This window comes from Albidovulum inexpectatum (genome assembly GCF_002927635.1).
Lineage (GTDB): Bacteria > Pseudomonadota > Alphaproteobacteria > Rhodobacterales > Rhodobacteraceae > Albidovulum > Albidovulum inexpectatum.
The window spans coordinates 239173-253364 of record NZ_PRDS01000001.1; the positions used below are offsets into that span (position 1 = coordinate 239173).

The 14192-nt window shown below is 64.7% G+C and carries 13 protein-coding genes; 3 read left to right on the forward strand and 10 right to left on the reverse strand.

All coding sequences use genetic code 11. The features are described from left to right. The 9 genes from LV82_RS01240 to LV82_RS01280 all read right to left on the reverse strand — a co-directional run bounded on the left by LV82_RS01240 (nucleotide 1) and on the right by LV82_RS01280 (nucleotide 9894). Nucleotides 1–279, reverse strand: coding sequence for a hypothetical protein (locus LV82_RS01240; RefSeq protein ID WP_104068888.1), 279 nt, complete (start codon nucleotides 277–279; stop codon nucleotides 1–3). After that, nucleotides 276–1667 (reverse strand): DUF6638 family protein, encoded by a 1392-nt coding sequence (locus LV82_RS01245; RefSeq protein ID WP_104068889.1) that lies wholly within the window; start codon nucleotides 1665–1667, stop codon nucleotides 276–278. Before LV82_RS01245 ends, LV82_RS01240 begins: the two co-directional genes overlap by 4 nt. After that, nucleotides 1664–3604: an AAA family ATPase gene (locus LV82_RS01250; protein ID WP_104068890.1), complete on the reverse strand. Its 1941-nt coding sequence runs from the start codon at nucleotides 3602–3604 to the stop codon at nucleotides 1664–1666. The genes LV82_RS01245 and LV82_RS01250 overlap by 4 nt, the downstream gene beginning before the upstream one ends. Before the next feature lie 44 nt (nucleotides 3605–3648). Beyond that, nucleotides 3649–4776 (reverse strand): hypothetical protein, encoded by a 1128-nt coding sequence (locus LV82_RS01255; RefSeq protein WP_104068891.1) that lies wholly within the window; start codon nucleotides 4774–4776, stop codon nucleotides 3649–3651. After that, entirely contained in the window at nucleotides 4777–5853 is a 1077-nt protein-coding gene (locus LV82_RS01260; RefSeq protein WP_104068892.1) for a hypothetical protein, read from the reverse strand. A gap of 151 nt (nucleotides 5854–6004) precedes the next feature. After that, nucleotides 6005–6853, reverse strand: coding sequence for a pantoate--beta-alanine ligase (gene panC / locus LV82_RS01265; protein WP_104068893.1), 849 nt, complete (start codon nucleotides 6851–6853; stop codon nucleotides 6005–6007). Continuing rightward, on the reverse strand, nucleotides 6850–7674 hold the full coding sequence (gene panB / locus LV82_RS01270) for a 3-methyl-2-oxobutanoate hydroxymethyltransferase (protein WP_104068894.1): 825 nt from the start codon (nucleotides 7672–7674) through the stop codon (nucleotides 6850–6852). The genes panC and panB overlap by 4 nt, the downstream gene beginning before the upstream one ends. A gap of 87 nt (nucleotides 7675–7761) precedes the next feature. Beyond that, nucleotides 7762–8508, reverse strand: a complete 747-nt coding sequence (locus LV82_RS01275) for a L,D-transpeptidase (RefSeq protein WP_245873025.1) — start codon at nucleotides 8506–8508, stop codon at nucleotides 7762–7764. A 186-nt stretch (nucleotides 8509–8694) separates the two neighbouring features. Then, nucleotides 8695–9894 (reverse strand): aminopeptidase P family protein, encoded by a 1200-nt coding sequence (locus tag LV82_RS01280; protein ID WP_104068896.1) that lies wholly within the window; start codon nucleotides 9892–9894, stop codon nucleotides 8695–8697. Between the two features lie 276 nt (nucleotides 9895–10170). On the opposite strand from LV82_RS01280, the gene LV82_RS01285 reads away from it, so the two are divergent. After that, on the forward strand, nucleotides 10171–11178 hold the full coding sequence (locus LV82_RS01285; RefSeq protein WP_104068897.1) for a P1 family peptidase: 1008 nt from the start codon (nucleotides 10171–10173) through the stop codon (nucleotides 11176–11178). On the opposite strand, the gene LV82_RS01290 is transcribed toward LV82_RS01285, so the two are convergent. After that, entirely contained in the window at nucleotides 11153–11947 is a 795-nt protein-coding gene (locus LV82_RS01290) for an alpha/beta hydrolase (RefSeq protein WP_104068898.1), read from the reverse strand. The two genes, LV82_RS01285 and LV82_RS01290, sit on opposite strands and share 26 nt — an antisense overlap. A gap of 81 nt (nucleotides 11948–12028) precedes the next feature. Here LV82_RS01290 and LV82_RS01295 point away from each other — a divergent pair, with 81 nt between their 5' ends. Together LV82_RS01295 and LV82_RS01300 are read left to right on the forward strand one after the other, a co-directional pair. After that, the gene (locus LV82_RS01295) at nucleotides 12029–13507 is read left to right on the forward strand and encodes an NAD-dependent succinate-semialdehyde dehydrogenase (protein WP_104068899.1); all 1479 of its coding nucleotides are present in this window, start codon (nucleotides 12029–12031) and stop codon (nucleotides 13505–13507) included. A gap of 153 nt (nucleotides 13508–13660) precedes the next feature. Further along, nucleotides 13661–14185 (forward strand): peptidoglycan-binding domain-containing protein, encoded by a 525-nt coding sequence (locus LV82_RS01300; protein WP_104068900.1) that lies wholly within the window; start codon nucleotides 13661–13663, stop codon nucleotides 14183–14185. The last annotated feature ends 7 nt before the right edge of the window (nucleotides 14186–14192 follow it).

The following is a 14192-nucleotide window of genomic DNA, read 5'->3' on the forward strand; positions in this document are numbered from 1 at the left end:
TCAGGTTCGATTCGTCAGGTAGATCAACAGCAGAACGGCCAGAGTGGGCAGGACATAGACCAGCCAGATCAGCTTGTGGCGCAGGCTGCGTTCATATTCCTGCATGCCGCGTTCGATATAGGCATCGCGCGCTTCCGCGTCACCCCCGCCGGGGTGCCGTTCGTCCCATTCCTTCTCCAGCCGTTCACGTTCGACCGATCGCGAATAGATCGACAGAAGGAAATACATCACCGTCATGCCCGCAACGCCCAGAACCGCCAGCCGGATGAAACCGATCATTTGCTCCTCCTGCCCCAGGGGCCTTCGGCGGTGTCGCGCCGCGTACGCTCCCACGGCCCGGGCGTTCGGATGGCCGCACTGTCGATCTGCCAGTCATGCCGGACGGGCATGTCGTCCATCCCCGGCTCTGCGCCGAACAGGGCGCGACGCGCGCCGGCCTTGTCGATCTGGTATTCGCGTTCCAGGTAATCGGCGACGAACTGCTTCTTGGCTTCGGGCCAATCGCGATAAAGCTGGTAGAACAGCTGCTTGTGGCAGATGAACAGCTGGCGCACATCCATCGGCGCAAGCTCGGCCAGGGCCATGTTCACCAGGTCCCGGTCCGGGCCCGGCCGCGCGCGCAGCGTATAGAAATAGGCGGGATGCATGGCCGTGATGCGCGGCCGGGGGCCGCCGGTCTCGACCCAGCGCAGGATCGCGGCGAGCCCGTGAAACTCGGGCGGCAGCCTGTCACCCAGTTCGGCGGCCGCCTTTCGCAGTTCACGCCGCGACCCATGGCCGATATCCAGCCCCAGTTCCGCCGCGACGGACACGACGATGAAATCCATCTTCTGGCGCAGGATGGCCGCCGCATCGACGCCGCGCGCCTCGTGGATGGGCTCGACCAGGTGGTTGATGTCCAGAAGCCGGGCGATCTGGTTCCGGTCGCGCAGATCCTGCACATAGTCGACCGGCAATTCGCCCAGCTTCTCTTTCGGCCCTACCGAGATGACAAAGGGTTCGGCGACGTCGCGGAACAGGTACAGGCCACCGAAATGCGCGGTCCAGAAATTGCCCTGCTCGAACGTGGTCGAGGTCAGCCGCAGGGGCGATCTGGTGACATCTCCGGCCTTTTCGGCCAACTGGATCATCTGCGCGATCAGCACGTCATCGAACCACGCATCCGTTTCGGTGCGGAACCTTTCGACCAGGCGCGACAGTTTTTCCGCCTCGGCCAGATGATTGCCGGTCGTGTCGGCCAGCACGGTGATGCGCCGGATGTCGAACAGCCGCGCGGGGCTGTCGAGGGAATAGACGGTATTGTCCAGCTCCCCCGCCACGGCATCGCGCGCGGTCAGAGAGAAGAGCTGCGGCTCGTTTTCCTCGATGAAGCGGCGCAGGATCCCGCGCGAGGTCGAGAATTTGGCGTTCAGCAGCGGCGCGCGCTTCTGTTCGGTGGTCAGAAGGATGAACTGGCGGTTGCAGCCATCCGGGTTCAGATACAGGTGGTCGTCAAGTTCATCACCGATCTCGGGGCTGTAGCCCGAAATGTCGATGTGAAACTCCTCCAGCGCCGTCTCGCGTCCGGTCAGGGCCTTCATCGCACGGCGATAGCGTTCGACCAGCGCGGGGCTGTCCACCCGCACCAGGTTGCCGAACATCAGGCCCTTTTCGATCAGGCGTTTCAACCTTTGGCCTCCAGGTACCGCCGCTTGGCCTCGTCCATCAGGCGCATCTCGCGCACGGCCTGTGCGATCGCGGCTTCGTCCGCCGTCTCGGCATAGCGGAACTCGCTGTCGGCATAGCGGTTGATTTCCTGCACGACCATGTCAACCGTGATCGGCCGACGAAGCTCCTCGATCATGGCCTTCTTGGTGTCATAGTCCTTGCGCAGGAACAGGTCGGGGTTCTCCATCCATTCGTCAGGCAGTTCGAAATCCATCGAACGGACCTTCACGGCATCGGTGATGTTCTTGATTGCACGACCGGTGAAGCGCGGATCGGCTTCCTGGATCGCCTTCAGATAGGCACCCAGCTTGGCGATCGTGTCCAGTTCGCCCAGCTCCTCGCGCACGCGGTCAAAGACCTGCGCCAGGCGCGGCTCCAGAGGCCGGGAATGCCGCTCGAAGCTTTCGGCGACGGCGACGCGGATCTCCTGCGCGGCAAACAGCTCGTGATCGCCGATCGGGATCTGGTGGTTGCGCCCCAGAAGCAGGGCCAGGATGTCGATGTAATCCTCTCGCGTCTGCGGGCCATCGACCAGGAATCGTGCGCCGGCTCGCTGGCGCAGCGCATCGTCCACGTTCTCGGGGTGGTTCGAGAACATGCCGAACGTGCAATTGCCCCGCACGACCGTGTTCGCGCCGGCAAAAGCCTCCATGAGAACGGCTGTGATCTCCTGCTGGCCGGCGCTGGACTGTCGGTCGCCGCGCTTGCCCGCGATCTGATCGATGTCGTCGATCGTGCCGAACCCGATCACGGCCGGGTCCATCACGTTGTGGATGAATGCCCGCGCGTTCTGCGCCGACTTGCCCTGATAGGAATCCACGTTGTCGATGGACAGGTTCTGGTATCGGAACGGATACCCGGCAACCGCGCAGTAGTCGTTCAACAGCCCGGCCATCATCTGGATCAGGGTCGTCTTGCCTGTGCCGGGCTTGCCATCCCCCATGAAGGTAAAGATGAACCCGCCAAGTTCGGCAAAGGGGTTCATGCGCCGGTCGAAATCATAGGCCATCATCATCTTGGCCAGCCGCATGGCCTGATACTTGGCGATATGGTTGCCGACGACCTCGTGGGGTTTCTTGAAGCTCATGACCAGCGCCGCGCCGCGCGCCTTTCGGGCCGGTTCGAACCCCGAGATCGGCAGATCGTCGGCCTCGACCCGGTAGTTGGCGGCGGTAAACGCCTCGAGCCGCGGGGCGGTTTCGGCCCGCTGGCGCACCTTGTCCATCAACTGCTCGGCAAATGCCAGGATCGTGGCGATCATCGTCGGCTCGTCCTGCGCGAAGGCGCCGATGTCCTGATCAAGTTCCCACAGGACGCCCTGCAGGGCCAGAAGCGCATTGTCGGTCAGCACTTCTTCGACGGGCCCGATCTCGATGGACGTCTCACCCGCCCGCTCGGACAGAAGAAACGCGGTCGCACTGGCAAAGACCCACAGGACAACCAGCGACTCAGCCGCCAGCAATTCGCGGAATTCCGACGCACGCGCATCCGGCAGACGGTTTTCCAGATTGGCCTTCTTCAGCTCGGTCAACCCGGTCCGATCGGCAAAGGTCTGGCCCATTGCCAGGGCAATCGCGATCGCCCGGCGCAGCGCATGCGCCGCTGCGGCCTGCGACGGCGAGATCAGGGGATCGCCGCCATCGGTCGCCCCGATCCGTTCAATCAGCCGGACACCCGCCGGCCGCACGGTCGAGCGGGTGACGAATCCGGGCGTGGTGGACCGAAACCGCCGAGTCTGCGCACCGATCCCCGGCGACCGCTCGTCCGTCTCATGCGCCAGCTTCGGGCGTGCCAATCGCGGGGCATGATCGAACCCCATCAACAGGTCATTGGCGGCCGGGTAATGGACGCGGATCGCCTCTTCCTTCAGTTCCATCTCGTTGCGCTCGGCGGTCATCGTGACTCCGCTTTGATCCGTTTCATTCCAGTTTGCGCCGGTGGCTAGCCATCCAGCACCGCACGTCCCGTCCGATCGACAACAAATTTGCGTATGCGGCGGAAAGACACAGGGTCCTTCTCGACCAGGACCTGATAGGGCCGCTCGGGCAGGATCATGAACTGCCGCGTGCGGGTCGCGCCACTTTCCCCAGCCGCACCGCCATGCGGGTCCAGCCGGAACACCTGGCGCTCGACCGAGGAAAACCAGCCCTTCTCGACTTCGCTGCGTTCGGCCTCGAGATCCTCGATCGTCCAGAACAGCGCCCAGTCCTCGCCCGACGGCGCGCGCGCCTCTTCGAGGATCTCGCGAATGGGACCTGTCTGCAACGTGAAGGCCTGAGAATACATCGGGCCCAGATGGATGCGCCGCAAGTGCTTTGGGTGAAGATCCTCGAAGTCACCATCGAAACCGCGCGCGATGGTGATCAGCTTCAATCCGCCCACCGACTGGGCCAGAAGATGCGCCTGCACCGCGGGCCAGCGTGTTTCGTCCAGAGGCAGCGCCTTGCGCCCCGAATCCTCGACCCGCATCGTGTACAGGACCGGCAGGTTGCGCTGGCTGTCATAGACCGCCCAGTGCACCAGGTATTCCCGCCGCCCGCCGGCCAGATCCCGCATCCAGACGGCACGGGGATGCACCTGCGCAAAGAACAGCCCGCCCCGCGCCAGGGCCTCGTAATACAGCCGTTGCGACATTGCATATTGCAGCCGGGTCGGCACGCGGCGTTCGGACAGGATCTGCCGGATCATCCGATCCTTCAGCTCGTCCGGGCCGGGCATCGTCTCCAGATGCGCGGCCGCCTGCGCGGCATCGTTGGCCATCGTGACCAGTTCCTGAAAGATCGGAAATCCGCTTTCGTGCAGGTCGATCGTCAGATGCTTCTGTCCGACACCGTCAAGCCGGCCGGACACCAGGTATTTCAGGCTCAGCGCATCGAACGTGGCCGCGATGCGCGTCAGGTGGTCCTGGATCGCCTCGGCTTCGGCGGGCGCGAAGACGCCGTCACGCTGCAGCCGGTCCACGACGGCCACAAGGCGGTCGATGATGCCGGCGAACTTGGCGAAATAGCGCCGCGCCGCGATATCGTCATCCAGCGCCTTGTGGTCCGTTGTCAGATCCAGCTCGGACACCTAGCCACCATACAGGTTCTTGTCGTGCTTCTCGACGATCGCGGCAAAGCGGCGGGCAAAGCGTTCGTCCGCCTTCGCCTTCTCTTCCAGCACCTTGCGCGCGAAGACCATCTGATCCTCATGCGCCTCCAGCATCTCGGCCATGCGGCGGTTGGTGGCCGCGCCGATGCCGGCCATGGCGGCCTGGGCCTCCTGGTCGGTCTTGACGCCGATCTCGTTGATGCGGTGGGCGACATCCTGCTGCTGCGCCGTCTTCAGCGACTTGGTCAGCGCATCATACAGGACCACACGCTGGCGCGTATCTGTCTGCAGCTTGTTGATCAGCACCATCTGCGTGGCCGCCTGGTTCTGAAGGCTGTCCACCCAGGTCTTGCCCTTCTCGATATAGCGTTCGAGCGTCTGCGAACGGGCCAGCTTGACCTGTTCATCCTGCACCAGCGCATTGTAGCGCCGGTTCAATTCGGCCAGCTTCGTCTCCAGCTGAGTGCGCCGGGTCGCGTCCTGTTCGACGCTGATTTCGTTTTCCAGCTTGATGATCTCGGGGTCCAGCGCCTTGATCTCGGCGCGCAGGGCCTCGAGCTCGGCCACGGTGGCCTCGCGGTCGGCCAGCGTCTCGGTCAGATTGGCCTCGACACGTGCCTTGTGTTCCTCCAGCACCGCCAGCTGATTTTCCAGAAGCCTGACGATCGTGTCGGACTTGGCGATCAGATCCTGCAGCTTGTCGTCGATCGAGGCCGCGCGCAGGCGCTCCTGCCGCATCGCCTCGGACTTGGCGGGGGCAAAGATGCCGACGAACTTTTCCCATCCCGTCTTGGAACGAAGCTGCTCGAAATCGCGCGAGAATCCCGCGGTCACGTCGTCCAGCCCCATGATCAACTCGGCGATGTTGGCATTCATCATCTCGGCATGGGCATGCACATCGTCCAGCGTGGCGTTTTCGATATCGATCGACAGGTCCTCACCCGTCTTGATCTTTTCACGCGCCGTCTCGACCCAGCTTGTCAGCTCCGAGATCCGGGCCTGAGTCTGGGCAACCTGTTCCTGGCTCTCGCGGATCCGGGTTTCGAAGTCTGACATGAAACATCCCTATGTTAACAGTATTCACAATATGGGAACGGCGAGCGCCCTCGTCCAGCCCCATGACTTGCAGACTTTATGACAAAAGCGGTTGGGCGCGTCACCCATGAAGTGAGCGCGGCGCGACTTGCGGCGGGCCTGAAGGTCCGCGTCAAAGAGGAACGGCGATATTGTCGATCAGCCGCACATCGCCCAGCATCGCGGCGGCCAGCAGGCGCGCGGGTCTGTCCGTCAGCGCATCCAGCGGCTGCAGGGTCTCGGCATCGCGCAGATCGAGATAGTCGATCGATGAAAAACCCGCCTTCAGAATTTCCCTGCGCGCCTGTCCCAGCGCGTCGGCGACCGGCGCACCGTCTGCAATGGTCCGCGCCGCCTGCACCATCTGGGCATAAAGCACCGGCGCAATACGCCGTTCGTCGGGTGTCAGGCGCACATTGCGCGAGGACATGGCCAGGCCGTCTGCCTCGCGGATCGTGGGGCAACCGATGATCTTGACGGGGATGTTCAGATCCCGCGCCAACCGCCGGACCACCTGAAGCTGCTGCCAGTCCTTTTCGCCAAAGAAGGCCCGGCCTGCCTGCGTCATGCCGAACAGCTTGGTCACCACCGTCGCGACGCCGTCGAAATGGCCGGGGCGGAACTGCCCCTCCATCGGCTCGGAGACACCCGCGACCGAAACCTTCGAGGCAAAGCCTTCGGGATAGACCTCGTCGGGTCCGGGCGCGAACATCACGTCCACGCCCTCGGCGTCCAGCAGGGCAAGGTCACGCTCCTCGTCGCGCGGGTACTTGGCCAGGTCGTCGGGGTTGTTGAACTGCATCGGGTTGACGAAAACCGTCACGATCACCCGGTCCGACTGGGCCCGCGCGGCACGGGCCAGGCTGAGATGGCCGTCATGCAAGGCACCCATCGTCGGCACCACGCCCACAAGCGCACCCGCTCGCTTCCAGCCGGCCACCTTGTCGCGCAGCTCGGCCGCAGTCCGGATGATCTGCGTCATTTGCCGCGCCCCTCGCCAAAGACATGGTCGGGGCCCGGGAAGGCGCGCGATCGCACGTCGCGGGCATAGGCCGAAATCGCCTCTTCCGCAGCCTTGCCCAACTCGGCATAGCGCTTGACGAATTTCGGATGGAAATCGGCGAACAGCCCCAGCATGTCATCGACGACCAGAACCTGGCCGTCGCATTCGGCCGAAGCCCCGATGCCGATGGTGGGTATGTCGATCGCGCGCGTGATCTCGTTTGCAAGGCTCTCGGTCACCTTTTCAAGCACCACCGAAAAGGCCCCGGCTTCGGCCACGGCGCGGGCGTCGGCCATGATCCGGGCCGCGTCCTTGCCCCGCCCCTGCACGCGATAGCCGCCAAGCGTGTTCACCGATTGCGGGGTCAGTCCGACATGGGCCATCACCGGGATGCCACGCTGGACGAGGAATTCAATCGTGTCCGCCATGTGGGCGCCACCCTCCAGCTTGACGGCCGAGGCCCCGGTTTCGGCCATCAACCGCGCCGCATTGCGGAAGGCCTGCTCGCGGCTTTCCTCATAAGACCCAAAGGGCATGTCGATGACCATCATCGCACGTCGCAGGCCGCGCGCCACGGCCTTGCCGTGAAGGATCATCATCTCCATCGTCACGCCAAGCGTCGACTCCAGGCCATGAACGACCATCCCGACGCTGTCGCCAACCAGAACGATGTCGCAATGCGCATCGACCAGGCGCGCGATCGGCGTGGAATAGGCCGTCAGCACGACCAGAGGCGTGCCCCCCTTGCGCGCCCGTATGTCGGATGGAACGGGACGTCGGGTTTCGTTGGTCGCACTCATCGCGCTGCCTCCGCTGGAACTTGCGCGCGGACTATAGCTGCGCCGCAGCACCCTTTCCAGCCCGTCCGCGCGCGACGCGGCGGCGCGTCATTCCAGCCGGGTCAGCACACCATCGGGATCGGGCGGCATGCCGTCGGCCGCGACGATGTCGGTCGCGCCATAGATCGTCTCGGGAGAGATGATCTTGGGAGGCAGTTCCACCCCCCTGGGACTGAGCGCCGGCCCCAGCAGTCGCAAGGATTCTTCGGCGCTGCGGACATAGACCGTGGTCGGAATATCGACCAGGTCGTAGAGATGGATGATGTCGTGATTGAACAGACGAATGCAGCCTGCCGATCCCGAATTTCCGATCGATTCCAGATCGTTCGTTCCATGGATGCGATAATGCGTGTCACGCTTGCCGCGATACAGGTACAAGGCCCGCGCGCCAAGCGGGCTGGCAGGGCCGCCGGGGATGCCCCGGGCAAAGGGGCCATAGACCTCGGGCTGGGTGCGCAGCATGTTGGCAGTGGGCTGCCAGCCGGGCCATTCCTTCTTGGCCCGCACGACGGTCGTCGATCTCAGAGACAGGCCCGCGCGGCCGACCGCGATCGGATAGCGCCACGCCGTTCCATCGTCCAGGACGTAGTAGAGGAACTTGGCATGTGGATCGATGACGATCGAATGCGCGGGATCCCCACCTTCATAGATGAAACGCTGGCGCCGGTTGGGCCATTGCAGGTATTGCGGCGGGACCGGGGGAATGATGTGCCCCCCATCCTCGATCAGGCCATAGCCCTCGACCGGCTGGAAACCGAAACGGGTCACGTCATCGAGCGGTTCGGGTGCCTCCATGGGCCGCGCACAAGCCGACGCCAACGCCGCGCATGACAGCGCCAGAAAGTGTCTGCGACCGGATCGTGTCGTGGCCATTTTCCCCCCGCGGCTGGTTCTTCCCCAGCCCTAGCACGGCTGGACCACCATGCAAGCGCGCAGATGACGTGGACGCGGCATCGTTGCGGCAATGCCGCGCCCAGAACGTCAGAGGATGTTGTATTCCGGCCCGTAAGGATAACCCGTCACGTTTTCGGCCCCATCATCCGTGATGATCAGGATATCGTGTTCGCGATATCCGCCCGCGCCGGGCTGGCCTTCGGGGATGGTCAGCATCGGCTCCATCGACACGACCATGCCGGGCTCCAGAACCGTGTCGATATCCTCGCGCAGCTCCAGACCGCCTTCGCGCCCGTAATAGTGGCTGAGGATTCCAAAGGAATGGCCATAACCGAAGGTCCGGTATTGCAAGAGGTCACGTTCCGCCAGGAACGCATTCAGACGCGCCGTGACTTCGGAACAGCCGATGCCCGGACGCAGCAGGCTGATCCCGTATTCGTGCGTCGCCACGTTCTGTTGCCAGATGCGCAGCGAAGCGGCGTCTGGCTGGCCCAGGAACATCGTGCGCTCCAACGCCGTGTAATAGCCCGAGATCATCGGAAAGCAGTTCAATGACAGGATGTCGCCGCGCCCCAGCCGCCGGGACGTGACCGGGTTGTGCGCGCCATCGGTATTGATCCCCGACTGGAACCAGACCCAGGTGTCGCGATACTCGGCCTGCGGAAACCGGCGGGCGATCTCCAGTTCCATGGCATCGCGCCCCGCCATGGCCACGTCCAGTTCGCGCGCGCCTTCGACGATCGCGTCGCGCATCGCATGACCGCCATGATCGGCCACTGCGGCACCCTGTCGGATCAGTTCGATCTCGGCGGCAGACTTGCGCATCCTCTGTCGCATGGTCGGACCCGAGAGATCCACCTTGCGCGAGGGAGACAGAAAGCTCTCCAGCCGCTCGGATTGCGCAAGCGTCAGGTGATCGGCCTCAAAGCCGATCGCGCGGCCCGTTCCGGCGACATGCGCGACCGCGCGCCAGAAATTGTCCCGTTTCCAGTCCGTGTAGGTCAGGGCATCGCCGTAGCTGCGACGCCAGGGCTGACCCGCATCGATACCCGCGGCGATCGTCACCGCCTGCGTTGCGGTCACGACCAGCGCATAGGGCCGCCCGAATGCGCAATACAGAAAGCCCGAATAATAGGCCACGTTGTGCATCGAGGTAAGCACCGCCGCCTCGACACCCTGCGCATCCATGATGGCGCGCAACCCGCCAAGGCGGTTTTCGTATTCCTCGGGCGCAAAGGGCAGCACCTTTTCACCCTGATGAAAGCGATAGAATTCTGGACGTTCCATCCGTCAGACCTCATGTCTCGAGGCCCGATCGCCGGGCCCCGCAAGGTCCCGGCGTACAGGACGGTTGCGGAGCCATCATCAAGGCCCCGCGGGCTGGGGACTGGCCGTGGCATGGCGGCCGTGGATCCCTGCGGCGACGCCATCGCCGCAACCCACCGTGACGATTGCACCCAAGGGCCCCACCGGTCTGGTCAGAAAGCGACACGGGCGAAACGATTGCGCAGGCCCGCCGCGCGGCCTAGCCTGACGGTGCAGCCGTCAAGGAAAGTGGTCACGATGCGCGCGGGTCCAGGGAATTGCATCACCGATATTTCCGGATTGCTTGTCGGCAATGCACAGGATGACGGGCTGCGCTCCGGGGTGACGGTGGTTCTGGGCGAAAGCCCGATGGTCGCGGCCGTCCACGTGATGGGCGGCGCGCCCGGAACGCGGGAAACCGACCTGCTGGCACCCGACAAGCTGGTGCAGGAGATCGACGCCATCGTGCTTTCGGGCGGATCGGCTTTCGGCCTCGACGCGGCCTCGGGCGTGGCGGACGGTCTGGCGCGAAAGGGGCGGGGATTTTCCGTCGGCCACCGGCGCGTGCCGATCGTGCCCGCCGCGATCCTGTTCGATCTGCTCAATGGCGGTGACAAGGATTGGGACGAAAACCCCTATCGCGCCCTTGGGCAACGGGCGCTTGACGCGGCCGGGCATGAGGTCGCGCTGGGATCGGCCGGGGCAGGCACGGGCGCGCTGACCCATGACCTGAAGGGCGGGCTTGGCACGGCTTCGGCCATTCTGGACAGCGGGATCACCGTCGGCGCGCTGGTGGCCGTCAATGCCGTGGGTTCCGTCACGGTCGATGGCGGTCCCCATTTCTGGGCCGCCCCGTGGGAGATCGGTGACGAGTTCGGCGGCCTTGGCCTGCCGCGCAACTTCCAACCGCATGCCGAGCCGGCCATCGAAAAGCGCGCGGGGCAGGCAACGACGATTGCCGTCGTCGCGACCGACGCCGTGCTGACGCGCGCACAGGCCCAGAGGATGGCAATCGCCGCCCATGACGGGCTGGCCCGCGCGATCGTGCCCGCCCATACGCCCGTCGATGGCGACCTGGTCTTTGCCGTGGCGACCGGCGCCCGGCCACTTGGCGACCCGTTGCGCGACACGATGCTGATCGGTCATGCCGCGGCCTGCTGCCTTGCCCGGGCGATTGCACGCGGGGTCTATCTGGCCGCCCCCCGGCCGGGGGACGCGATGCCCTGCTGGCAGACCCGCTTCAGCGCGCCCCCAGAAGCGCATTGAGCAACGGCGAATCCGGGCTTTCCAGCCCCTCGATCACATCGAAATGGTGACGTCCGGCTTCTATCGTGACCGGACAGGCCCAGGCATTTCCCAGCCGCCTTGCCTGATCCAGAAAGGCCGGGCGTTCGTCACCCCCGACCCAGACGTGAACCGCCTTGCCCGGTCGCGGCGGGATCAGCGCCGGGCTTTCTGCCGCAGCCATGGCCGCATCGAGCCCAAGATCGCGGTTCATCGAAGTTTCGATCAGAGGGCGCAGATCGGCGACCGGCGATATCGGCATCACCCGCAGCAGACGCGCATCGATCTCGCCAGGCAGCACGATGTCCGCGCCGACCATGCGCGCCGCCAGGTGACCGCCCGCAGAATGGCCGCAAAGCGCGATGGGTCCTGCAACCTCTGCCGCCATGGCCGGCAGGGCGGTTTCGATCTCGCGCCGGATCTGGCTTATCGAGGCCCTGGGCGCCAGCGTATAGGCGGGCATTGCGACCGCCCAGCCACGTGCCAGCGCGCCCGCGGCCAGATGCGAGAAATCGCGCGGGCCAAAGCGCAGCCAGTATCCCCCGTGGATGAAGATCATCAGCCCCGCGGGCTGATCCTCGGGCAGGAACAGGTCGAACCAGTTCCGCTCGGCCGGGCCGTAGCGGATCGCAAGCCTTGCCCGCTCGCCCAGCCCGGATCGGAACGCCCTTGCCGCCTTTTCCCAACGCGGCGGATAGTCCTTGCCGCCGGGGATGAAATCGGCATTGCTGTAGGCCAGATCGTGTCTCATGCCACGGCCTCCATCCACAGCGGATGGACAATCCGACTGTCCTGTGGCATTTGATCAAATTGCAATTCAAGGGGGGTTACCATGCTCGACACCGCCACCGATCTCCGCTCGCTTCTTTCGGATCCGACCCTGCTGGCCACCAAGGCCTATGTCGCCGGAGAATGGATCGACGCCGATGATGGCGCAACCTTCGAGGTGCGCAATCCCGCCCGTGGCGACGTGATCTGCACGGTTCCCGATCTTGGCCGCGCCGAGACCGCCCGCGCGATCGAAGCCGCAGACCGGGCGCGCCGTGACTGGGCCGCGATGACCGGCAAGGAACGCGCGGCGATCCTGCGCAAGTGGTACGATCTGATGGTCGAGAATGCCGACGACCTGGCGCGTATCCTGACCGCCGAGATGGGCAAGCCCTTTGCCGAGGCGCGCGGCGAGATTCTCTATGGCGCCTCGTTCGTCGAATGGTTCTCGGAGGAGGCCAAGCGGATCTACGGCGAAACCATCCCGGGCCATCAGCGCGACAAGCGCATCACCGTGATCAAGCAGCCGATCGGCGTTGCGGCATCGATCACGCCGTGGAACTTTCCCAACGCCATGATCGCGCGCAAGGTCGCGCCGGCGCTGGCCGTGGGGTGCGGGTTCGTCGCGCGCCCTGCTGCCGAAACGCCGCTGTCGGCGCTGGCGATGGCGGTGCTGGCCGAGCGCGCGGGCGTGCCCGCCGGCGTCTTCTCGGTCGTCACCTCGTCGCGCGCATCCGATATCGGCAAGGAATTCTGCGAAAACCCGATCGTGCGCAAGCTGACCTTCACCGGCTCGACCGAAGTGGGTCGCATCCTGCTGCGCCAGGCGGCCGATCAGATCAAGAAGTGCAGCATGGAGCTGGGCGGCAACGCGCCCTTCATCGTGTTCGACGACGCCGATCTGGATGCAGCCGTCGAAGGCGCCATGATCTCGAAATACCGCAACAACGGCCAGACCTGCGTCTGCGCCAATCGCATCTATGTGCAGGCCGGTGTCTATGACGCCTTTGCCGAAAAGCTGGCACGTGCCGTCGAGCGGCTGAAGGTCGGCGATGGCCTCGAGGACGGCGTGACCACGGGTCCGCTGATCAACGAGGATGCGGTCAAGAAGGTCGAGGAACATATCGCCGACGCGCTTGCCGGCGGCGCCGAGATCGTGACGGGCGGCAAGCGGCATGAACTGGGTGGAACCTTCTTCCAGCCGACCGTGCTGAAGGGCGTGACACACGACATGAAGGTTGCCTCTGAGGAAACCTTTGGCCCCGTCGCCCCGCTGTTCCGGTTCGAGACCGAGGAAGAAGTCATCGCCAAGGCGAATGACACGATCTTCGGCCTTGCAAGCTATTTCTATGCCCGCGACATCGGCCGGATCACCCGCGTGCAGGAGGCGCTGGAATACGGTATGGTCGGGGTCAATACGGGCCTGATCTCGACCGAGGTCGCCCCGTTCGGCGGCGTCAAGCAATCGGGCCTGGGCCGCGAGGGCAGCCGCCACGGGGTCGAGGACTACCTGGAAATGAAATACATCTGCCTGTCGGTCTGATCCGGGACTGACCGAAATGCGGCGCCGCCCGATCGGGCGGCGCCTTTCGTTTGCACGCCTTGCGCCGTGTTATCCGATAGCAGGCCCGCGTTTTTGCCTATCCCATGGCCGTCGGGTCAGATCGGTCGCAGGCAAAGACCGGAGGAACTGAACATGCCGATACTCAAGAAGACCCGCAACGGCCTGATCGCAGCGATCGCCGCGGGCGCCATGATCTCGGCCACGGCCGTGCCGGCCCAGGCCTGGGGCAAGAAGGAACAGAACCTGCTGAAGGGGCTTGCCGCAGCGGCCATCGTCGGCGCCATGATCATGAACAGCCGGCAGGGTCAGGCCCAGACGACCCGGCAAGGCTGGCAGCCCGCGCCGGCCCCGACCTATCGCAGCCCAGCGCCGCGCTATGAAAGCCCAGCCCGCTATGAGCCGCCCGCCACGCCCCGCTATCGCTCGGGCATTCATGACACGGCCGCCGCGCGTGCCTTCAATGCCCTGTCGTTGTCCGAACGCAAGCTGGTCCAGACGCGGCTTGCCGACTGGGACTATTACCACGGCGCGATCGACGGCACGTTCGGCCCGATGACCTACCGGGCGGTAAGCTCTTACGCAACCGACACGACCGGAACCGCCCAGCTTGAGACGACCGCGGGCGCTTTCGGCTTTTACGATTCGATCATTCGCTGACGCAAGA